Source organism: Corynebacterium sp. 22-2729 (genome assembly GCF_053479475.1).
In genome coordinates this window covers 77,714-99,205 of record NZ_JBRBCA010000002.1, presented here as the reverse complement: position 1 = coordinate 99,205, position 21,492 = coordinate 77,714, and the positions used below count along the sequence as shown (strand labels likewise).

General features: G+C 60.2%; 20 protein-coding genes. 16 read left to right on the top strand and 4 right to left on the bottom strand.

The window, feature by feature from the left end; genetic code table 11:
• Positions 1-23 precede the first annotated feature (23 nt).
• From dnaJ to ACUY2T_RS01885, 11 genes are all read left to right on the top strand, one after another.
• Positions 24-1,166 (top strand): molecular chaperone DnaJ, encoded by a 1,143-nt coding sequence (gene dnaJ, locus ACUY2T_RS01935; RefSeq protein WP_293791386.1) that lies wholly within the window; start codon positions 24-26, stop codon positions 1,164-1,166.
• 3 nt (positions 1,167-1,169) lie between these two features.
• Entirely contained in the window at positions 1,170-1,982 is an 813-nt protein-coding gene (locus tag ACUY2T_RS01930; RefSeq protein WP_448307286.1) for a 16S rRNA (uracil(1498)-N(3))-methyltransferase, read from the top strand.
• Positions 1,983-1,993: 11 nt separating this feature from the next.
• On the top strand, positions 1,994-2,989 hold the full coding sequence (locus ACUY2T_RS01925; RefSeq protein ID WP_448307284.1) for a PhoH family protein: 996 nt from the start codon (positions 1,994-1,996) through the stop codon (positions 2,987-2,989).
• A 35-nt stretch (positions 2,990-3,024) separates the two neighbouring features.
• A complete protein-coding gene (ybeY, locus tag ACUY2T_RS01920; protein WP_293791383.1) occupies positions 3,025-3,573 on the top strand; it encodes an rRNA maturation RNase YbeY in 549 nt (182 codons plus the stop codon).
• Positions 3,574-3,595: 22 nt separating this feature from the next.
• Positions 3,596-4,987 carry a hemolysin family protein gene (locus tag ACUY2T_RS01915; RefSeq protein WP_448307281.1) on the top strand — a complete coding sequence of 464 codons (1,392 nt, stop codon included), beginning with the start codon at positions 3,596-3,598 and terminating at the stop codon, positions 4,985-4,987.
• Positions 4,988-5,051: 64 nt separating this feature from the next.
• On the top strand, positions 5,052-6,008 hold the full coding sequence (gene era / locus ACUY2T_RS01910) for a GTPase Era (RefSeq protein ID WP_448307476.1): 957 nt from the start codon (positions 5,052-5,054) through the stop codon (positions 6,006-6,008).
• A 171-nt stretch (positions 6,009-6,179) separates the two neighbouring features.
• Positions 6,180-6,839, top strand: a complete 660-nt coding sequence (locus tag ACUY2T_RS01905) for a DUF4282 domain-containing protein (protein WP_448307279.1) — start codon at positions 6,180-6,182, stop codon at positions 6,837-6,839.
• A gap of 3 nt (positions 6,840-6,842) precedes the next feature.
• On the top strand, positions 6,843-7,232 hold the full coding sequence (locus ACUY2T_RS01900; protein ID WP_448307277.1) for a DUF4282 domain-containing protein: 390 nt from the start codon (positions 6,843-6,845) through the stop codon (positions 7,230-7,232).
• Positions 7,233-7,249: 17 nt separating this feature from the next.
• On the top strand, positions 7,250-7,999 hold the full coding sequence (gene recO, locus ACUY2T_RS01895) for a DNA repair protein RecO (protein WP_448307275.1): 750 nt from the start codon (positions 7,250-7,252) through the stop codon (positions 7,997-7,999).
• Positions 8,000-8,091: 92 nt separating this feature from the next.
• A complete protein-coding gene (locus tag ACUY2T_RS01890; protein WP_293791377.1) occupies positions 8,092-8,841 on the top strand; it encodes an isoprenyl transferase in 750 nt (249 codons plus the stop codon).
• Between the two features lie 5 nt (positions 8,842-8,846).
• Entirely contained in the window at positions 8,847-10,007 is a 1,161-nt protein-coding gene (locus ACUY2T_RS01885) for a VIT1/CCC1 transporter family protein (protein ID WP_448307273.1), read from the top strand.
• Here ACUY2T_RS01885 and ACUY2T_RS01880 read toward each other — a convergent pair.
• The gene (locus ACUY2T_RS01880; RefSeq protein WP_293791376.1) at positions 10,004-10,441 is read right to left on the bottom strand and encodes a Fur family transcriptional regulator; all 438 of its coding nucleotides are present in this window, start codon (positions 10,439-10,441) and stop codon (positions 10,004-10,006) included. The two genes, ACUY2T_RS01885 and ACUY2T_RS01880, sit on opposite strands and share 4 nt — an antisense overlap.
• Before the next feature lie 510 nt (positions 10,442-10,951).
• Here ACUY2T_RS01880 and ACUY2T_RS01875 point away from each other — a divergent pair.
• From ACUY2T_RS01875 to ACUY2T_RS01865, 3 genes are all read left to right on the top strand, one after another.
• A complete protein-coding gene (locus tag ACUY2T_RS01875) occupies positions 10,952-12,331 on the top strand; it encodes a glycine--tRNA ligase (protein ID WP_448307271.1) in 1,380 nt (459 codons plus the stop codon).
• A gap of 2 nt (positions 12,332-12,333) precedes the next feature.
• On the top strand, positions 12,334-12,978 hold the full coding sequence (locus ACUY2T_RS01870; RefSeq protein WP_448307269.1) for a hypothetical protein: 645 nt from the start codon (positions 12,334-12,336) through the stop codon (positions 12,976-12,978).
• 192 nt (positions 12,979-13,170) lie between these two features.
• A complete protein-coding gene (locus tag ACUY2T_RS01865) occupies positions 13,171-14,751 on the top strand; it encodes an inorganic phosphate transporter (RefSeq protein WP_448307475.1) in 1,581 nt (526 codons plus the stop codon).
• Between the two features lie 398 nt (positions 14,752-15,149).
• Here the strand turns inward: ACUY2T_RS01865 and ACUY2T_RS01860 are convergent, their stop codons facing one another.
• Positions 15,150-17,150: a TPM domain-containing protein gene (locus tag ACUY2T_RS01860; RefSeq protein WP_448307267.1), complete on the bottom strand. Its 2,001-nt coding sequence runs from the start codon at positions 17,148-17,150 to the stop codon at positions 15,150-15,152.
• 50 nt (positions 17,151-17,200) lie between these two features.
• On the opposite strand from ACUY2T_RS01860, the gene ACUY2T_RS01855 reads away from it, so the two are divergent.
• Entirely contained in the window at positions 17,201-17,824 is a 624-nt protein-coding gene (locus ACUY2T_RS01855) for a YdcF family protein (protein WP_448307265.1), read from the top strand.
• Positions 17,825-17,834: 10 nt separating this feature from the next.
• A complete protein-coding gene (locus tag ACUY2T_RS01850) occupies positions 17,835-19,133 on the top strand; it encodes a deoxyguanosinetriphosphate triphosphohydrolase (RefSeq protein WP_448307263.1) in 1,299 nt (432 codons plus the stop codon).
• A gap of 34 nt (positions 19,134-19,167) precedes the next feature.
• On the opposite strand, the gene ACUY2T_RS01845 is transcribed toward ACUY2T_RS01850, so the two are convergent.
• Positions 19,168-19,635, bottom strand: a complete 468-nt coding sequence (locus ACUY2T_RS01845) for a ribonuclease domain-containing protein (protein WP_448307261.1) — start codon at positions 19,633-19,635, stop codon at positions 19,168-19,170.
• Positions 19,636-19,645: 10 nt separating this feature from the next.
• Complete coding sequence (locus tag ACUY2T_RS01840) at positions 19,646-21,463, bottom strand: GMC oxidoreductase (protein ID WP_448307259.1); 1,818 nt, start codon at positions 21,461-21,463, stop codon at positions 19,646-19,648.
• Between the last annotated feature and the right edge of the window lie 29 nt (positions 21,464-21,492).

Sequence of the window (21,492 nt, the reverse complement as noted above, 5' to 3'; positions counted from 1 at the left end):
CACGCGAAAAGGACCCGCTCAACGTGGCTCGAGATTATTACGGAATCCTCGGTGTGGATCGCGACGCTACGGACGCCGAAATTAAAAAGGCGTACCGTCGCCTGGCGCGAAAGTACCACCCGGACGTTAACCCTTCGGAGGAGGCCGCGGAGAAGTTCCGTGAGATCTCCCTTGCCCAGGAGGTATTGACGGACCCGCAGAAGCGTCAGATCGTGGATGCGGGCGGTGACCCGGAGGAGCAAGGCTTTGGCCAGCCAGGTGCCGGCGGATTCGGCGGTTTCGGGGGCGGTGGCCTGGGGGACATCTTCGACGCATTCTTCGGCGGGGGTGGCCAGCGCGGGCCACGCGAGTCCCGCGTACGCCGCGGCAACGATGCTTTGGTGCGTATCGAGGCCACATTGGAGGAAATCTACTCTGGCATTGATCGCGACATCACTGTGGAGACCGCTGTGCTGTGCGATGTCTGCGATGGCACTGGTTCGGCCTCCAAGTCCGCGCCGGTGACTTGCCCCACCTGCCAGGGCGCAGGCGAGGTGATGGAACTACAGAACTCTATGCTGGGGCGCGTGCAGGTTCGTCGCGCGTGCCACCGTTGCGCCGGCACAGGCGAAATCATCAAGGACCCGTGCGAAAACTGTGCGGGGGACGGCCGCGTGCGCGACCGCCAGACCCTCAAAGTTTCCATTCCCGCTGGTATTTCCGACGGCATGCGCCTGCGCATGAGCGGCAAGGGCGAAGTAGGCCCGGGCGGCGGCCCTGCTGGCGATCTCTACGTGGAGGTGCACACTTCTGAGCACCCGTACTTCATCCGGGAGTCCGATGACCTGCACGTCAACCTGCAGGTGCCAGCTGTGGAAGCTGCACTGGGTACGTCGGTAGAGGTCAAGCTGCTGGATGACTCCATTACCACCGTCGATATCGCAGCCGGCACCCAACCGGATGCCACCATCCGCCTATCGGACAAGGGCATGCCCCACCTGCGCCGCGAGGGCCACGGGTCGCTGATCGCCCACGTGGAGGTCATGATCCCCACCGACCTGAACCACAAGCAGCGCGACCTGCTGGAAAAGCTGCGCGAAGCGAGCAACCAGCACGCCGGTGTGACCACCAAGGACGCATCAGACAGCGGGTTCTTCTCCCGCCTGCGCTCGAAGTTTGGTCGCTAACCCATGACGGACCCGGTGTTTATCCACCCCATCCCGGAGCCCGTCGCCACGGGCGATCGCTTTCGCCTGACTGGTGCGGAGGCAAAGCACGCCTCCGTTAAACGCCTGGAGGTGGGCGAGGGGTTGGTCGTCACCGATGGCACCACCCGTGCAGTTCAGGGTTCTTTTCTTGGTGACGCCACCGTGGAGGTCACCGGCATTCTCGACCTTCCCGCCCCACACCCGCGGGTGACGGTGGTGCAGGCAATTCCCAAATCCGACCGGGCGGAGTTGGCGGTGGATTTGATGGTGCAGGCGGGCGCGGATCGAATTGTGCCGTGGGCAGCCCGGCGGGCGATTGCCAAGTGGGACGGCAAGGAGGCCAAGGCGCACGCAAAGTGGGAGAATGCAGCGCGCGCAGCGGCGAAGCAGTCTCGTCGCTTGCAGATTCCAGAGGTCACCGGCCTGGTGCGCAGCCCGCAGGAGCTGGCACAACTGCTGGGACTGGCTGAGTCTGCCGTCGACTCTGCCGTGGATTCTGCAGCCACGACGCGGGTGTTGGTGCTGCATGAAGAGGCCACCGAACCGCTGCCAGCTGTGGTGCAGGCAGCGATGGCTGAAACCGGCGCCGCTGGAATTGGAATCACAGAGACCGGCTCAGTAACAGAGCTGGCTCTGGTTGTCGGTCCGGAAGGTGGTATTAGCCCGGAGGAGCTTAAAGAGTTTGCAGACTTGGGTGCGGTGCCGGTTCGCCTGGGTCCAGAGGTTCTGCGCACCGCAACAGCCGCAGCAGTAGCCCTGGGCGCCATCGGCGCTGTCACTGAGCGTTGGCGGTAGGATCTATACACATGACTCCTACAAACTCCGTGAGGTCGCCACGCCCCCGCGTAGCCAGCTCCACAGTGGAGCTAGACCCGGATTCTGTCGTAGGCGTCGCTGGCCCGGCAGATGAGAATCTGCGGGTGCTGGAGCACGCCTTTGAAGCAGACATCCTCACCCGCGGCAATCGCGTGACCATCCGGGGCGAGGCCTCCGAGGTCTCCCAAGCCCGCCGAGTGCTGCAGGAGATGATCAACCTGGTGGAACGCGGCCACGTTGTGGATCCTGCGGCCACCAAGCGCGCGATCACGCTGGTGGAAAAACAGGCTCCGGCGCTGGTTTCCAGCGGCGACATGGCTCCCATTGTCTCCTACCGTGGCAAGGCGGTGCGCCCGAAAACTCCCGGACAGCGGGAGTATGTGGAAGCCATTGATGAGGACTCCATCGTTTTCGGCATCGGCCCGGCCGGTACCGGTAAGACGTATCTGGCGATGGCCAAGGCGGTGCAGGCCCTGCAGGCCAAGGACGTTAATCGCATTATCCTGACCCGCCCGGCCGTGGAGGCAGGGGAGAAGCTAGGTTTTCTGCCCGGTACGCTGAGCGACAAAATCGACCCATACTTGCGCCCACTGCACGATGCTCTGCGGGAGATGGTGGATCCCGAGACGATCCCGCGGTTGATGGAAACAGGCGTGATTGAGGTGGCACCACTGGCCTACATGCGTGGTCGCACCCTCAATGATTCCTTCGTGGTCTTGGACGAAGCTCAGAACACCACCCCGGCGCAGATGAAGATGTTTCTCACCCGCTTGGGCTTTGGCTCCAAGATGGTTATCACCGGCGACCTCAGCCAGGTGGATCTGCCGAATCGCCAGGAGTCTGGTTTGAAGGTTGCCCGCCAGGTGCTCACCGGCGTGGATGGCGTATCGATCATTAACCTGGATTCCGACGACGTGGTGCGCCACCGGTTGGTTTCCAAGATCGTGGAGGCTTACGGCACCTACGAGATGGAAAATGAAATCTAGCAGCGGGACACACAACCACCGAGAGGCAAGCATCCATGAGCATCGAAGTTTTTAACGAATCCGGCCGGGGCGAGGTCAATGAGGAGGAACTGATCGACGTTGCTCGCTACGCACTGTGGACTCTCGACGTCCACCCTGCTGCCGAGCTATCCATCCACATAGTTGATCTTGAAACCATCGAGGACCTGCACGTTCGTTGGATGGACCTGCCCGGTCCTACCGATGTGATGAGCTTTCCTATGGACGAATTGACGCCAGGTTGGGGGCGCAAAGATGCCGCGGAACCCTCCCCGGCGATGCTGGGGGACATCATGCTGTGCCCCGACTTCGCTGAGGGACAAGCCACCCGCGCGGGTCACTCCTTGGCTCACGAGCTGGACCTCCTGACCGTCCACGGTGTGCTGCACCTGCTGGGCTTCGATCACGTCACTCCCGACGAGGAACAGAAAATGTTCGCGCTCCAGAACGAGATTCTGGCGAATTGGTACGACTCCCAGGAAGAACGCGGGGTGCATTTCGCTCCGAAACCGACGGGTGCTGGGGCGTTCCCCAGCGCGGCGGACCGCGACGATACCCAGAAATAGGAAGTTTTAGAAACTTTTAGTGATGATCGACATCCCCTTATCCATCCCCTTCGCAATCCTCGCGCTTTTCCTCGGCGGTGTGCTGTCGCTGGTGGAAACCGCTGTTTCTTCTATTTCCCCCGCACGGGTGGAAAACCTGGTGAAGGAGGATCGCGCGGGGGCGCCCAGGCTGGAGCGAGTGTTGGAGGGGCGTGCCGGGCATATCAACCTGCTCGTACTGTTGCGCACCATCTGTGAGGTATCTGGTGCGGTGCTGGCAGCCTCGGCGTGTGTGACGCTCATGGGATCGCGCAACTGGGCTTTCGCCACGGCCATTCTGATTGTCACGCTGCTGACATTCATCCTGATCGGGGTGCTTTCCCGCACCCTTGGCCGTCAAAACCCGTATACCATCAGCCTGGCCACCGCTCCGATCTTGTTGGGCGTATCCAAGCTGCTAGGGCCCATCGCCAAGCTGCTGGTGCGGACCGGTAATGTGCTGACGCCCGGTCGGGGCTTCCGCGATGGCCCCTTCGTCTCGGAAATCGAGCTGCGCGAGATGGTGGACATTGCGTCGGAACGCGGCGTGGTGGAGCTCGACGAACGGCGCATGATCCAATCCGTCTTTGATCTCGCCGACACCTCGGCGCGTTCCGTGATGGTGCCGCGACCGGAGATGGTCTGGATCGAAGCGGATAAAACGGCTGGCCAGGCCACTAGTTTGTGCGTGCGCACCGGGCTTTCCCGTCTGCCGGTGGTGGGCGAGGACGTGGATGACATTGTGGGCGTCATTTACCTCAAAGACCTCATCGCAGAGACCTATCACATGTCCGATGGCGGTAATTCCAAGCTAGTGAAGGACTGCATGCGAGCGGCAGTATTCGTGCCCGATTCCAAGAAGTTGGATGATCTGCTGGAGGACATGCAGCGCGATCAGGTGCATATCGCCATGCTGATCGACGAGTACGGTGCGGTAGCCGGGTTGATCTCCATTGAGGACATTTTGGAAGAGATCGTCGGCGAAATCACCGACGAGTACGACCTGACGGAGCAAGCTCCCATCGAACCGTTGGAGGACGGCAGCTACCGGGTACAGGCGCGCCTTTCCTTAGAGGAGCTGGAGGAACTCTTCGAGGATGTGGAGTTCAGCGAGGAACAGCACGAGGAAGTGGAAACGGTCTACGGACTCGGGGCATTTGAGCTGGGCAGGGTGCCGATTCCCGGAGCGGAAATTTCCACCGCGGGTCTGCATTTCCGCTATGAGGGTGGGCGCAATCGTCGAGGACGTGTGAAGATCCGCTCTGCAGTGGTTTACCGCGAACAGCCGGATGGAGCGGAGGGCCGCGTTGGTGAAGCTGGGGAGGGAATGGCCGTGGCGGCGTCGCACCTCAACGCCTCCCATGACGACAGCGTTAGCGATAAAGACCAGGGATAAGGGATACTTGATGACCATGAACGATCCTTATATCCCCGAAGACCCCTTCGACCCGGCTGCGGGCATGCCGGAAGGAGCTGGCGTGGCGCCGGAGGAGATGCAGGTACCGGAGGAATACCGCGCGCCGGAGGGCTTCCGCTCCGGGTTTGTGAGCTTTGTAGGCCGCCCGAACACTGGCAAGTCCACACTGACAAATGCGCTGGTGGGGGAGAAGATCGCCATCACTGCGAACCAACCGGAGACCACCCGCCACCCCATCCGTGGCATTGTGCACCGCGACGACGCACAGATCATCCTGGTGGACACCCCCGGTTTGCACCGCCCGCGCACGCTGCTTGGTGAGCGGTTGAATGAGGTGGTTAAGGAGACGTACTCGGACGTCGATGTGATTGCGATGTGCGTACCCGCGGACGAGAAGATCGGCCCCGGGGATCGCTGGATTGTGGACGCCGTACGCAATGTCGCGCCGAAAACCCCGCTGATCGGTGTGGTCACCAAGCTGGACAAGGTCTCCAAGGATCAGGTCGGTGCCCAACTGTTGGCATTGCACGAGCTTTTGGATGGGGCGGACGTAGTGCCGGTTTCCTCCACCAAGCAGGTGCAGCTAGACGTGCTTCTCGATGTGCTGCGTGACAAGCTCCCCGAGGGGCCGAAGTTCTACCCGGACGATCACGTGACCGACGATGACCGGGATACTCGCATGGCGGAGCTGATCCGCGAGGCGGCGTTGGAAGGGTTACACGACGAATTGCCGCACTCCGTGGCGGTGCAGATTGAGGAGGTCGTGCCTAATCCCCAGCGCGAAGGTGTGCTGGACGTGCACGCCGTAATCTACGTAGAGCGCGAGGGGCAGAAGTCGATCCTGCGTGGCAAGGACGGGCGGCGCCTGTCTCGCATCGTCCACCGTTCACGACTGGAGATCGTGAAGATGCTGGACCAGAACATCTACTTGGACGTGCATATCAAGGTTGCGAAGAACTGGCAGTCTGACCCGAAGCAACTGGGGCGGATGGGTTTCTAGCGTCCCGCTTGATCCTCAACTTGTTCCTCAGCGGTAGAAGCAAAATTGCGATAGCGTGAAAGCCTCGAGCGCTGAAATCTATTTTTTGGGCTCGACTTAAAACTATTTCGAATGACTTGCGCTGCGAGCTATTACCCAAGACAGCTCGCGCGCTAAGAGGAAAGGCTACTCGTGACGACTCCGTCTAACCCCTACGGCTCTGAAGGCTCCGGCAAGCACTCCGCGGACGGTGCCGCAAACAACGGCGCTGACTACAATGCGCCTGGACAGGATCAGACTCAGGATCTTGGCCAGGGCGGTCAGATCTACGGCCAGGACTACGGCCAGCCATTTGGGCAGGATTCCACCCAGGCATATCCACAGGGTTCCTACGAGCAGAGTGTACCGGGCGCCTATGACCAGTACGGTCAGCAAAATCCGCAGGGTGGATTCGGCCAGGACTCGAATGCAAATAACTGGGCCGTTTACCCGAACCAGACCATCGCGAACTCGACAGGTGCCGACAAGGACGGATTCTTCTCCGCACTATTTGATTTCAGCTTTACTCGCTATGTCACCCCATCCGTCGTGAAGGTGCTGTACACCCTGCTGATGATCGTCGTCGGCCTGTTCGTGGTGCTGGCCATCATTGGTCTCCTGGCCGCTATGGCCCAGGATTCCTCGTCGATCCTCCTCGTGATCATTGCACTGCCGCTGGTTATCCTTGGTGCCATTGCCTGGCTGGCGTTCTACCGCGTCGGACTGGAGGTCGCCGTTTCCATCATCCGTACTGCACAGTCGGTGCAGTCCATCGACGAGCGGCAGGCGCGTAACTCCACCATCGGGAGCTAGCAGATGAAGAACGAATCCTTCTTTTCCGCACTCTTCGACCTGGGGTTTACTAAATACGCATCCAAGTCGTTCATCCGAGTTCTGTACATCATCGCAATCGTCATTGTCGTATTGTGGGTGGTGTTGGCACTGCTGACCACGTGGACAGACATTGTCCCCTCCTCGACTGCGGGGCAGGAAATGAACTTTGAGGATACTGGCACGAATGGCGACACGGATTCCGAGAATTCCGGCGGGCTTCTCGTAGTTCAGAATCTCGTCAGAACCGCAATCATTTTCGTCCAAGCGCTGATCAACCTTGCGGTTATCCGCATGACGCTGGAGATTGTCATCGCACTGGTCAACACGGCTGCCGCTTGGGGTCGCATCAAGCAGCGGGGTCTGCCGGCCTAACGCTATACTTGCTCTTTATGAGTAGAAGGTCTCGTCCCAGCTTTCGGGACGAGGCCTTTGTGCTTCGCACATACAAATTGGGTGAGGCCGACCTGATCCTCGTTCTGCTGACAAAGGAACACGGCCTGGTACGCGCTGTAGCGAAGGGAATCCGTAAAACTCGCTCCCGTTTCGGTGCCCGGCTGGATCGCTTTTCCCGCGTTGATGTGCAAATTTACCCCGGGCGCACGCTGGCAAACATCACCGACGCCGAGACCGTCGCCACCTATGCTTCGCCGATCGTCGCAGATGTTGATCGCTTTTACGCGGGCGCGGCGATGCTGGAGATGGCTCAGGTCTTCTCCGCTGAACCCTCTTCGTCAGACTCGATCTTTGTGCTTTTGGACGCCGCACTCCAGCAGCTCACTACCTCCGATCTACCTCCAATTTGCGTAGCCGACGAGTTCGTTTTGCACGGGCTTGAGATCGCCGGTTGGGAACCCAGCTTGGTCGACTGTGCGCAGTGCGGGAAGCGTGGACCCCACCGGGCATTCCATCCTGCGGCAGGAGGCGCGGTGTGCGTGACCTGCAGACCTCCAGGCGCGTTCACGCCTCCCTCGGCGGCGGTACACCTGCTGTGGCTACTGAAAAAGGGGCGTCACGACCAAGCAGCCCAAGAAATCCGCAACCAGCAGGCGCAGGACATCGCCGCACAATCGCATCGTTTGCTGCTGGCTCATGTCCGCCAACAACTCGAGGTCAGCTGCCCGGCATTTGCAGCACTATAGAAACGCTCGCCTCAGATGGGCGGCTAGGGTTGGGGCTCGCATTGGATTTGCGGGGCTAGGGCAGGGGAAAGCTGTGTGGCAAAATGGTACAGGTGAGTAGCACCGAGTATCCGCATGTCGATCGCTCCGAGATTCCACAGGAGCTCCGCCCGAAGCACATCGCATTGGTGATGGACGGCAATGGGCGCTGGGCACAGGAGCGTGGCATGCCCCGCACCGAGGGGCATCGTCGAGGCGAAGGCGTTTTAATGTCTCTGGTGGAGGAATGCATTGAGCTGGGGGTGGACTATTTGTCTGCCTATGCTTTCTCCACGGAGAACTGGCGCCGGTCGGCCGATGAGGTTCGTTTCTTGATGGGGTTCAACCGGGATGTGCTGCGGAGGCAGCGTGACTACCTCAACAACCTGGGCGTGCGGATTCGCTGGGTGGGGCGACGCCCGCGCCTGTGGCGCACAGTGATTTCGGAGTTGGAACAGGCCGAGGAGCTGACGAAGAATAACACGACCATGACCCTGGGCATGTGCGTGAACTACGGCGGCCGTGCGGAGATTGCGGATGCCGCCCGGCTGATCGCCGAAGACGTGAAGTCGGGGAAACTAAAGCCCCGCCAGATTAACGAGAAGACATTCGCACGGTATCTGGACGAACCCGACATGCCGGATGTGGATCTGTTCCTGCGCCCGTCGGGGGAGATGCGTACCTCGAACTTCCTACCCTGGCAGTCCACCTACGCAGAGATGGTGTACCAGGATGTGCTATTCCCCGATTACACGCCCAACCATTTGCGTGCGGCGGTGTTGGAGTTCGCCAAGCGCGACCGACGCTTCGGGGGAGTGAAGTGAACGCCATGAACGAGGTGAACGGTAATGGTGATGCGAGCGGTAATGGTGATGCGAACGGTACAGGTGAAGAAATGGCGGGACAGCCGCAACCGACGAAGCGGCAGATCGCGCGCTGGCAGCAATACCTAGCCAACGAGCGCGCCGAGGGTGCTGTGTACCGCGAATTGGCACGCAAACGGACCGGCGAGGAACGCGAGATTCTGCTTGGCCTGGCAGAAGCTGAGGCCCGCCACGAGGCATATTGGAAGAATCGCCTGGGCGAGTACGTGGGGCTGCCGCGTAAAGCCAGCTTGGATACACGCATGAAGGCGTGGATGGCCAGACGCTTCGGCTCTGTGTTCGTGTTGGCTCTGATGCAGTCGTCCGAACAGCGTAATGAGTACGTGTCCGATAAAGATGCTTCCGACCAGTTGGCTGCTGATGAAGCGATTCACGCGGAGGTCGTCCGGGGCCTGGCGGCGCGCGGTCGCGCCCGCATGTCAGGTGATTTCCGGGCGGCGATTTTTGGTGCCAATGACGGCCTGGTCTCGAACTTGGCCCTGGTGCTGGGCATGGTCGGTACAGGTGGATCGTCTCACCTGGTGTTGGTCACGGGTATCGCGGGTCTGTTGGCCGGTGCCTTGTCGATGGCAGCGGGTGAGTACGTCTCGGTGACATCCCAAAAGGAGCTGCTGGGTGCCAATGCTCCGGATCCCAATGCCAGCCGTTCACTGCCGAACTTGGACGTGAACCAGAACGAACTGGCGCTGGTATACCGGGCGCGCGGCATGAGTGAGGAAGAAGCCGCCACCCGTGCGCGCCGGGTTTTTGATTCAATCTTGGAGACGAATAAGCCAGTCGGCGAGCAGCCTTTCGACGCCGAGAAGGGTAGCGTCGTGTACGGCGATCATGAGGAAGGCGGGTCGGGCTTATCCGCTGCGATATCCAGCTTCCTGTGTTTCGCAGTCGGTGCCTTGATCCCAGTGCTGCCGTATATCTTCGGCATGTCTGGCTCGGCTGCGGCGATCGTAGCTTGTGTGGTGGTGGGGCTTGCCCTGATGTTCACCGGGTCTTTGGTGGGCTTGCTATCTGGCGTGGAGCCGGGGCGGCGCGCGCTGCGTCAGCTGCTGATCGGTTTCGGCGCTGCCGGGGCGACGTACCTGCTTGGCTCGCTTTTTAACGTCTAGTTCTTTTGGGCGGCTTTCTTCTGGCAGTCGCCGCACAGGCCGAAGATCTCGGCGGTGTGGCCGGACTTTTCGTAGCCGAACTTCCTGGCGGTTTCCGCAGCCCACTCCTCGACGGGGCCTCCGTCGATTTCCACGGTGCGCCGGCACGAGGTGCACACCAGGTGATGGTGGTGATCGTCAGTGGCGCAGGCGCGGTATAGGGTCTCACCGGAATCATCGTGCAATGTGTCGATGGCACCCGCATCTGCCATTTGCTGCAGCGTACGGTAGACGGTGGTCAGACCAACCTTGTGTTCCTGGTCGACCAATTTTTGGTGGATATCCTGGGCGCTGCTGAAGGTTGTGAGCCCTTCGAGGATCTCCGCGACCGCGCGTCGCTGGCGGGTGTTGCGCTGGCCGATTTTGGGAAGCTTATTGGTCACTGGCGTGCTCACGATGAGCTGGCTCCTTAGGTGGGAGTGAGTTTTAGGTACGGGAACTGCTCTGCGATATCTATCCAGACTAGGTACTTTGAGTGCAGTTTTCAATAAGTTTTCGATAAGTGGTTTTCGTGTGAGCGTATATTTGATGGGAAAGGGGGGGAAACGCGCCCTAAAATAATGTCTAAGCAATGTCTTTCAGACGCTTGACTTTCGGTAAACCCAAGGGCTAGATTTGAGGCAGTTCCCTTGGGAGCGCGTAATCCCCCCCCTCGCAGCTCCCTGCTAATGGGAACCAGGCCCCATTCTCTTTATGAGGACAGCGTGGCCGGAACCCGCGGTCATTACCCCCCCTAAACCGCGGGTTCTTTTTTATTTTCTGAAACACCTCCCGAATACAGCTTGAGGCGTGCTACCCCCGAGCGTTGGCTTTCGCCTGGGACAGGCTAAGATGTGGGGCACGACAGCTGTAAAGCTGAACCTTCACATTCCGAAGCCCATCCCGACTAAGGAGACACGCCAACCATGGCAAGCACCATTGATTCCGTCGTCAACCTAGCCAAGCGCAGGGGTCTGGTGTATCCCTGCGGCGAGATCTACGGCGGAACCCGCTCCGCCTGGGATTATGGCCCGCTTGGCGTGGAGCTGAAGGAGAACATCAAGCGTCAGTGGTGGCGCCACATGGTCACCTCCCGTCGCGACGTTGTCGGCCTGGATTCTTCCGTGATCCTGCCTAAGCGCGTGTGGGAAGTGTCCGGGCACGTTGAAGTATTTACAGATCCGCTGGTCGAGTCGTTGCACACCCACAAGCGCTACCGTGCTGACCACCTACTGGAGGCCTATGAGGAGAAGCACGGCCACCCACCGGAGAACGGCCTGGCCGACATTAACGACCCGGAGACCGGCCAGCCTGGCGCGTGGACCGAGCCGAAGGCGTTCTCTGGTCTGCTGAAGACCTTCCTGGGGCCGGTGGACGACGAGGAAGGCCTGCACTACCTGCGCCCGGAGACTGCACAGGGTATCTTCACGAACTTCAAGAATGTGATGACGACCTCTCGTCAGAAGCCACCTTTCGGCATCGCGCAGGTCGGAAAGTCTTTCCGTAACGAGATCACCCCAGGTAACTTCATCTTCCGCACCCGCGAGTTCGAGCAGATGGAGATGGAGTTCTTCGTCAAGCCGGGCGAGGACGAAGAGTGGCACCAGTACTGGATCGATGACCGCCACCAGTGGTACATCGACTTGGGGATCAACCCCGACAACCTGCGCCTATATGAGCACCCGAAGGAAAAGCTCTCCCACTACTCCAAGCGCACCGTCGACGTGGAGTACGCATTCCATTTCAACGGCTCCAAGTGGGGCGAGCTCGAAGGCGTGGCCAACCGCACCGACTACGATCTGCGTGTTCACTCCGAAGGCTCGGGCGAGGACCTCAGCTTCTACGATCAGAATGCAGAAGAGCGTTGGATCCCGTACACCATCGAGCCTGCCGCCGGCCTGGGTCGTGCGATGATGGCCTTCCTTGTTGACGCCTACACGGAGGAAGAAGTACCGAATGCGAAGGGCGGAACCGACACCCGCACGGTACTGAAGCTGGATCGTCGTCTGTCTCCCGTAAAGATCGCCGTTCTGCCTTTGTCCAAGAAGGAGACGCTGACGCCGACTGCTGAGAAGCTGGCTGATCAGCTGCGCGGCTTCTGGAATGTCGACTACGACACCTCCGGCGCAATTGGCCGTCGCTACCGCCGCCAGGATGAGATCGGCACCCCGTTCTGCGTCACCGTCGACTTCGACACCTTGGAGGATAATGCGGTGACCGTTCGCGAGCGCGACACAATGGAGCAGGAGCGCATCAAGATCGAAGACCTGCAGAGCTACTTCGCTGAGCGCCTGGCGGGCTGCTAAATATGTCGAGTGATATTCGCTGGGGGCTGCCGAGCGACGGGCATACATTCCCCATCTATGAAGGTCCTAGCAACGACCTGGTGAAGGTGGCGGAGTACGCCGACGAGCGAGGAGTTGCGAACATCCGTTTCGGCGGTGACACGTGGCAGCTGCACGGCCCGGATGATCGCGGTGGCAAAGACGGCCATGATGCAAAAGCCCGGGCTGGTGAAGGTAGCCACGACGCCGAAGATGCGGGCAAGGTTGCAGAAGGTGGCGTCAAGAAGGCAGCGACTGCCTCTGCGACGACCCAGACTGGCACCTGGACAGTGACCGGTGACGGCAAGAGCTTCGGCAAGTCGGAGCGCTATGAGGTGCAGGCGGATCGCCACCGCATTGCCATTATCGCGGAGACGAAGAAGAACTTCGTGCTCGATATTGATGGTGAGAAGGCAGGGCAGTTTTCCAGCGAAAACCGCGGCCTGCGGAACCTTCACGTGGAGTTCGAAGGGCCGGGGGAGAAGCTGCCGATTGACGTGCGAGTGTTCGTTTCCTGGGCGGCTCGGTTGTGCATGGAAACGCGGATGATTAGCTCCTCGTGGGCGGTTACGATTGCGCTGCTGCTGTGCATTCCGATTGTGGTGCTCTACTGGATTGGGTTTGTCTAAAGTACTGATCGTAAGCGCTTAATGTTTGCAAAAAGGATAGTAAGAGTTCAATTCGCGTTAATCCGCAGTTAACTATCAGAACTCGTCCTTTTTACCTCCATCAGTCAATGTGGATATGGTCTTTTACCTTGACGTTTTGGAGGAATCTTGTCGACGACAACCCAAAAAGCTGTTGCCGCGTCGCCCGACGGCATCACCCCAGTGCCGGAAGATGAGAATAATACTTGGTGGCACCTATTCTTCGGCGGCTTGATGGCCGTCACTTTGGTGACTTTTACCCTGTGGGCGCATGATTACGTTGGAGAAAACGCTAGCTTCATCGTGCTAATCACCACCATCATTTTCGCCGTCTTTATGGCGTTCAATATTGGTGGTAACGACGTGGCGAACTCCTTCGGTACTTCCGTGGGTGCGGGCACCTTGAGCATGAAACAGGCTCTTGTCGTGGCCGCTATCTTCGAGGTTTCCGGCGCTGTCCTGGCTGGTGGCGAGGTGACGGATACAGTTCGTTCCGGCATTGTCGACTTGGGGGCGATCGACAACCTTGAGCCGATGAACTTCGCCTACATCATGATGGCCTCGCTGCTGGGCGCTGCTGTATGGCTGCTGGTTGCTACCCGCATGGGGTGGCCGGTGTCCACTACTCACTCCATTGTCGGAGGTATCGTTGGCGCTGCCTTGACTGTTGGTTTCATTACGGGCACTGGTGGATGGTCCATGGTTCAGTGGGGTGCGGTTGGCAAGATCGCAATCTCCTGGGTTCTGTCCCCGGCGCTTGGTGGCATTGTTGCATATCTTCTCTACGGCGCAATTAAGCGCGGCATTCTTGTTTACAACGAGCTGGCTGATCAGCGCCTCGATGAGATCAAGAAGGAAAAGAAGGAGCTGAACATTCAGCATAAGCTGGCCTTCGGACAGCTGAGCGAAGATGAGCGACTGGCTCTTACCGATGCGATGATCCGTGACTCGACGACGATGCGCGAGCAGGGCTTTACAGAGGATGATCTGGAGTCCGACTACTACAAGAAGCTGCACCGCATCAATAAGTCTGCGGAAGAAGTCGAGGCGCACCACGCCTTGGACACTTGGGTGCCACTGCTGGCCGCTGGCGGTTCCATCATTATTTCCGCGATGCTGCTGTTTAAGGGCCTGAAGAACATGAACCTGGAGCTGTCCAGCTTGGGCAACTTCCTGATCATGGGCATGGTTGCAGCTGTTGTTTGGATGGCTGTCTACATCTTCTCGCGCACTCTCAAGAAGCATGCTCTGAGCCGTTCTACATTCCTTCTGTTCAGCTGGATGCAGGTGTTCACCGCATCTGCCTTTGCTTTCAGCCACGGATCCAACGACATTGCTAATGCGCTTGGGCCGTTCGTTGCAGTGCTGGACGTGCTGAAGACGAACACCATTTCTGAGGAATCTGGCGTGGCTTTGCCAGTCATGGTTGCCATGGGTGTCGCCTTGATTGTCGGACTGTGGTTCATCGGGCGATTCGTTATCCGCACTGTTGGTTCCGGCCTGACCAAGATGCACCCGGCCTCTGGTTTTGCTGCAGAGCTGTCTGCAGCTGCCGTGGTGATGGGCGCATCCGTCCTGGGGCTGCCGGTTTCCTCCACTCACATTCTGATCGGTGCTGTCCTGGGCGTTGGCCTGGTCAACAAGGACGCCAACTGGGGCCTGATGAAGCCCATCGCTCTGGCTTGGGTAATCACCCTTCCGGCTGCTGCAATTATCGCCAGCGGTACTGTTTCCGTGCTGCGCGTGGTGTTCTAGCGAGCTACTGTTTGGGATTAGTTTTCAGGGGCGCGTCCTGCGGGGCGCGCCTTTGTGCTGTGTGGCGGAAGGCTGTGCTGTGTGGCTGAAGGCTGCGCGGTGTGGTGTGCAGTCTGTGCGGTTTGGAAGGCTGGGGGGCTGTGTGAGGGGAAATGTCGCTAGATCGGGAATCTGAAAATTTGAATCCAGGTTCTATTTTTCGACCAACTCGCTGACCTGCTGTCTTCTTTGGGTGAAAATGATTCGCAATAACAGATTCCCGATCTAGCGACATTTGGGAATATTGACCCGGCAGCATTCCGCCTCGCCCGTTCCTGAAGGGGTTAATGGGACAAAAATTTATCTGAGTGACCTGGTGCGAGCGGGGACCTTGGGCAGGAGGCGCCAGCCCCATCCAGTTAGAAGCTGGAAGAGCCGCTGCCTCCGAAATCACCGCCACCGAAGCCGCCCCCGCCGCCGAAACCGCCACCAAAGCCGCCACCGAAACCGCCGCCGAAACCACCGTTTCCGCTCAGCAGCGAGCCCAGAACCATACCGGTCACAAAGTTGCCGCTGCCTCCGCTGCCATAGCCGCCGAAGCCCCCACCATTGCGCCTATTGAAGTCATTCACGTCCTTCCGCGCCTGGCGAGTTGCCTGTTGTGCCAGCTGGCTTGCCCGCTGGGCTTCACGCAGTGCATGCTTCGGATCCTCCGCACGCAACCGCGTCGCCTCATCCAAGGCAGTTCGTGCTGCCTGCGCGGACGTGCGCGTATCCACGCCAATAATTCGCCGGCGGTTGCGGATCAAATCCTCCACGCCCTCCAACCGCTGCGATGCATCCATGATCGTCCGGTCCACCAGATCCACAGTCCGGTTAAAGTCATCGGCCTTGCCGCGCGCTTCGTCCAGTTGAATATCCAGCGCACCATCAGCTTCCAACAGCTCGGAGTAGCACCCCAGCGGATCAGTCGACCCATAAGATCGCGCCTTCTCCAGAGCCGCACGTGCCTGTCCCACAGCCGACTGCAATCCTGCCCGGTCTATCTCCGCACCGGACTTCTCCAGCTGGCGGGCCTCGTCAATCTCGCCTTCCACCTCGGTAATCAGTGCCGGCAGGTTAGATTGTGCCGACCGCAGGTGCTCTTCCGCACGCTCTACCGCCAGCAGCTGCGAATCCGCCTGCTGCAAAGCCATCCGCGCCGCTCCCAGCGCGTCGATCAGACCGCCCTGCTGGCCAGCGGGCTTATCCAGCAAACCCCGTGCAGTGTCGATCGCCTTTTCGGCTTCCGCGACTTCGTCCTCGGCAATGTCCGGGTTGTGGCGCACGGATTCCAGCAGCTCCGGGTCCACCCGCGTCTCAACGTCAGTGAGAATCTGCCGGGCATTGGGAATGCGATTGTGCAGGCTAATGCTGGTCTGGGTTAGCTTATCCACGAGCTCCGGCGCGTTCATCAGCTTCTGGCGCAGTTCGGCATACTTGGCGGCCTGCGCATCCAGATTGTCGTCGGCCTGCCCACAGCTAGAGACAATCTCGATCAGCAGATCGCGTTCCTCTGGCTCCGTCGACACCAGCCCGGAGCGCAGCCGCTCGTGAATGCTATACGCCTTGTTCAGTGTCGAGCGGCTGTGCTTCAGAGCTTTCTCCAGCTCGCGGGTCCGCTCCTCACCGAACTCGCCACGGGCCACGGAAAGCTCCTCTTCACCCTTGCGAATGGATTCATCGGTGCTGGTCAGCTCTTCTTCCGCTAGTTCGCGCAGTACTTCCGTGGGCTGCTTGTACAGGTCGTCGATGTTGCCCGGATCGATCTCGCGGGCTGTCTCCAGCTGCTGGGTGTGCGTCTTCTTGCGATTGCGGCGGGTCCATAGCGCGGCCCCGGCGCCCGCGCCAACTACACCGGCTGCTCCGGCGCCGATCCATACTTTCGTTGCCGTGGACGTCTTGCCCGTCAGCTTGTCAACTGCTGCTTGCGCGCCACCGGCCCAGTCATCGTCGGCAAAGTGCTCCCGCGCCGCGCTTTGAATCTTCTCCGCGTCGCTAGTCTTCACGTCGTTTCCTGCGGCGTAGCCGACCTGTCGCGATTCCGTCGCTACGGCCAGCACAATCACATTGCCGGTGCCGTCCTGTGCGCGCAGCTGTTCGGCCATTTTCGTGATGTCACCTGATGCGCTGGGGACGAAGACTATATAGAGCTTCTTGCCGGATTTCTTGGTCGCTTCTTTTAATGACGCCGAAATGTCCGATTTTTCCTTTTCAGACAACACCCCGGACTTGTCAACAAGCTGGGATGAGAGCTCTACCTCGCTGGTGGCGGTGGCTGCTGAGGCCGAGGGGGCGTCAATAAGAAAGGAGCCAAATCCGAGCACGGCGCCGGCGGCTAGGATCGCCAGGAAACGAGTAGGGGAAAAAGTCGGTTTCATACAGCCCACCTTAACCAAAAAGACAGGGGAAACCGCGTATGGTTTTGCGCATGGCAAAAGCACGGCATCCGGCGAGGCGCGCGGTGAAGTACTTCTTTATCACGCTGCTGAGCATCATCCTGATCGCGGCGGGCGTGTGTGGAGTGACGGCCTTTCAAGTGTGGCACTTTGCCCGGTCGGATGACCGGCGACCTGCGGATACGATCTTTGTACTCGGCGCGGCGCAGTATGACGGCAATCCATCGAACTGGTTCGCCTCAAGGCTAAACCACGCAGCGAAGCTGTATGAGGAGGGAGTGGCTCCGACGATCGTCACCGTCGGCGGCAAGGCCGAGGGCGACGAATTCACCGAGGCCGAGTCAGGTAAGAACTACTTGGTGGAGAACTTCGATATCCCGGAATCGGCGGTGGTTTCGGTGGCAGAGGGGGCCGATACGCTGGCCTCCGCGAAGGCTTTCGCCGACGTGGCAAAGGAAAATGGTTGGCAGTCATCTGTAGTGGTGACAGATCCGGCGCACTCACTGCGCGCCACCCGTATGGTGCGCGACCAGGGAATGAATGCATGGGCGAGCCCGACGCGCCAGGGGCCGTCGGTGTTTACCCGCAGTTCGCAGTTCAACTCGATCCTGCACGAGACCTTAGGCATGCTTTATTACGAGGCCTTTGAGAAATAAGAAAGAAGTTATGCGTTACTCCTACAGCGATCATGACCGCCAGCGGCGGCTGCCCGATAGTCCGAAAACTCTGGGGCTGCCCGGAGCAGTGGTGGACGGGCGCGATAGCTTCGACCGCGACCGGGCGCGAGTGCTGCACTCCGCAGCGCTGCGGCGACTGGCGGATAAGACCCAGGTGGTGGGGCCGGGGTCGGGGGACACACCACGTACGAGGCTGACACACTCGCTGGAGGTGGCGCAGATTGCCCGGGGGATCGGCAAGACCCTTGGCGCAGACCCGGATCTGACGGAGCTGGCGGGCTTGAGCCATGACATCGGGCATCCGCCGTATGGCCACAATGGCGAACGCGCGCTGGATGAGGCTGCCGCCGAGTGCGGAGGCTTTGAAGGCAATGCGCAGACGCTGCGCATTCTGGCTCGGCTAGAGCCGAAGGTGCTGGAGGGCACAGATGATTCCGCGGGAGGCGCGCCCGTGTCCTACGGCCTGAACCTCACCCGCGCGAGCCTGGATGCCGCCTGCAAATACCCCTGGGGGCCGGTCGACGAGCAGGGCAACAAGCGCACTAAGTACTCCGCCTATGCGGAGGATGTGGAGACCCTAGCGTGGATCCGCGAAGGTGCTCCGGAGGGCCGGAAGTGTCTGGAAGCGCAGATCATGGATTGGTCCGACGATGTGGCGTATTCGGTGCACGACGTGGAGGATGGCATTCTTTCCCGGCGCATCAACCTAAATGTGCTGTGGGACCTGGTAGAGCTGGCGGCTCTGGCCGAAAAGGGTGCCCGTGTTTTCGGCGGCACCCCGGAGGAGCTGTTGGAGGCAGCGGATCGCTTGCGAGCCATGACCCTCGTCTCCCGCGCTGCCGATTTCGGCGGTTCGTTGCAGGATCTGGCGGCGTTGAAGGCCATGACCTCTGAGTTGGTTTCCCGCTTCGTCACTGCTGCGGTGACGGGTACGCGCCAGCAGTTCGGAGAGGGTGCGCTGGGCCGCTACGCTGCTGATCTGGTGATCCCGCAGCCCGTCCAGGCCGAGGTCACGCTGTTGAAGTCCGTCGCGGTGCTTTACGTGATGGACGAAACCCAGCATCTGGCTAACCAGCAGCGCCAGCGCGAGCGCATCTTCCGTGTCACGGACTACCTGTGGCGCGGCGGTTCGGGCGCGTTGGATCCGATGTTCTCTTCGTGGTTTGACGCCGCCTCCTCCGATCGCGAAGCTCTCCGCGTAGTCATTGACCAGGTTGCGTCGCTGACGGAATCCCGACTTGAGCGGCTGGACAAGCATGCCAGTGGGATGAGTGCGGCCTGGGCCTAGGAAGGAAGGCCAGCGTGGGCTGAGCGCCCCCCCGCTAGTCCTCTGCGTCGGGGATGGTGCAGAAGCTCTCGAAGTGGTCGGAGGTGTAGTACCACACCTCCGGATCAGTCTTGGTGCCCCCGCCGACGACGATGCGGCGCTCGCCACGGTGGTTAATCCCCGGGGTCTTCACCGTGTATTCGCGGTAGTAGCTGCTCTTCTTTTTCGGCAGCAGACCCTCGTAGTTGCCGAAGTGCTTGCCGTCGGCCTCCCCGTCGTCTGGCGGGGCGTCCTGCAAGATATCGTCGATCTGCTTCTTAGCCTCCGGTGGGAGGGCGTCGACGGTGCAGGTGTCGGCGTCGCTACTAGAGCTTTTAGCGCTGCTAGAACCGCTAGAACCGCCGTTGTCGTCCCCACCTTGAATGCCGAACCAACCAGCCGCGACGATTGCCGCGCCGACGACCGGGGTGGCGTACTTGGCCCACTTTTTGGGCAACAGCTGCTGCAAACTTCCCTGAGACATAGGGAAGAGTTTAGAGCACGCGCAGAGGCAGGCGGAGAGCGGCTGGAGCGTCGTCTGGAACCATCGGATTCTTCGGCTGCACCGGGTCGATACGACGGTAGCCCTCGGACTGCGGGGGACGCGGGTCAGCCTCGCCCTTGTTCGGCCACATGGCGGCGGCGCGTTCGGCATTGGCGGTGATGGAAAGGGAGGGGTTCACGCCCGGGTTCGCGGTAATTGCCGAACCGTCGGTAATGAACAAACTCGGGTAGCCCCACGCACGGTGATACGGGTCCACCACGCCGTGCTCAGGAGAAGAGCCGATAACGCAGCCGCCCAGGAAGTGCGCGGTCAGCGGAATATTAAAGACCTCCGACCACACGCCACCGGCCACGCCCTTCGGAAGCATCTTCGCGAGGATGCGGGTGGCGGCGTTGCCCTCTGGGATCCATGTGGGGTTGGGCTCGCCGGTGCCTTGTTCGGAGCTCAGCATGTTGAACGGGCCGACCTTGCGGAGGAACGTGCGTAGCGAGTTATCTCGGGTCTGCATCACCAGGTTGATGACGGTACGCTGCGACCACCTGTTGAGGTTAATCAGGCGCGGAATGGCTTTGTATTGCAGGAAGATCTGCTTGATGAACTCCAGGATGCGTGGCTGCAGCTTATCGCCATCGGTCATCAGGGTCTGCAGCAAGCCCATGGCGTTGGAGCCCTTGCCGTAGCGAACCGGCTCGATGTGCGTATCCGGGGCGGGGAAGTAGGACGAGGTGATGGCCACGCCCTCCGAGAAATCCGTGTCAGGGGAGTAGTCGGAGCGATTCGCACCCAGCAGTGCTTCGGAGTTTGTGCGTGTGAGGTGCCCCAGTTTCTCCGAGAGCTTCGGCAGGTTGCCATTGGCCTTCTGTCGATGCAGCAGGTTCTGGGTACCCCAAGTGCCTGCGGCTACCACAAGGTTATCGGCGGTAAACGTGCTGGTTTGGGGGTTGCGTTTGGTGATCGGCCCGGTCTGCTTGGCCTGCACGGTCCACGTGGTGCCGTCGAAGGTAATGTCGGTGACGGTGGTGCGGTCGTGCACCTTCGCCCCACCTTTTTCGGCCAGGTAGAGGTAGTTCTTCAGCAGGGTGTTTTTCGCCCCGTGACGGCAGCCGGTCATGCACTCGCCGCACTCGTGGCAGGCGGTTCTATCGGGGCCGACGCCACCAAAGTAGGGGTCAGCCACAGTCTCTCGCGGCTTACCTTTCAACCCGACCTTTTCTCCAAAGAAGACTCCGACGGGAGCCATGCGGAATGTGTGGCCCACGCCCATCTCCTCGGCTACCTTTTTGGAGTACACATCGGCGGGGGTCATGGTGGGGTTTTCCACCACGCCTAGCATCTTTTGTGCCTGCTGGTAGTAGGGGGTGAGCTCGTCTTCCCAGTCGGTGATGGTGTTCCACTGCTTGTCGTTAAAGTAGGCTTCGCCCGGTTGGTAGAGCGTGTTCGCGTAGTTCAGCGAGCCGCCGCCCACGCCCGCGCCGGCCAGGATCATGACGTCTTTGAGCAGGTGGATGCGCTGAATGCCGTACAAGCCGATGTGTGGCATCCACAGGAAGTCTTTGAGGTGCCAGGAGTTCTTGGCGAACTCCTCGTCCTTGAAACGCCGACCGGCTTCGAGGATGCCGACCTTGTATCCTTTCTCCACCAACCGCAGGGCGGTGGTGGAGCCGCCGAAGCCGGAGCCGATAACCAGCACATCGTAGTGATTGGCAGGGGTGGCGCCGCCGTTTGTTTCAGCAGAGTCGGCTGCGCCGGTGGAGTTGAGTGAGTTCGGTGCTGGGTTCGGCGTTGCATTAGTCGTCGAGCTGGACATGGTAGTCAACCATCCCTCTTCCATTTGTG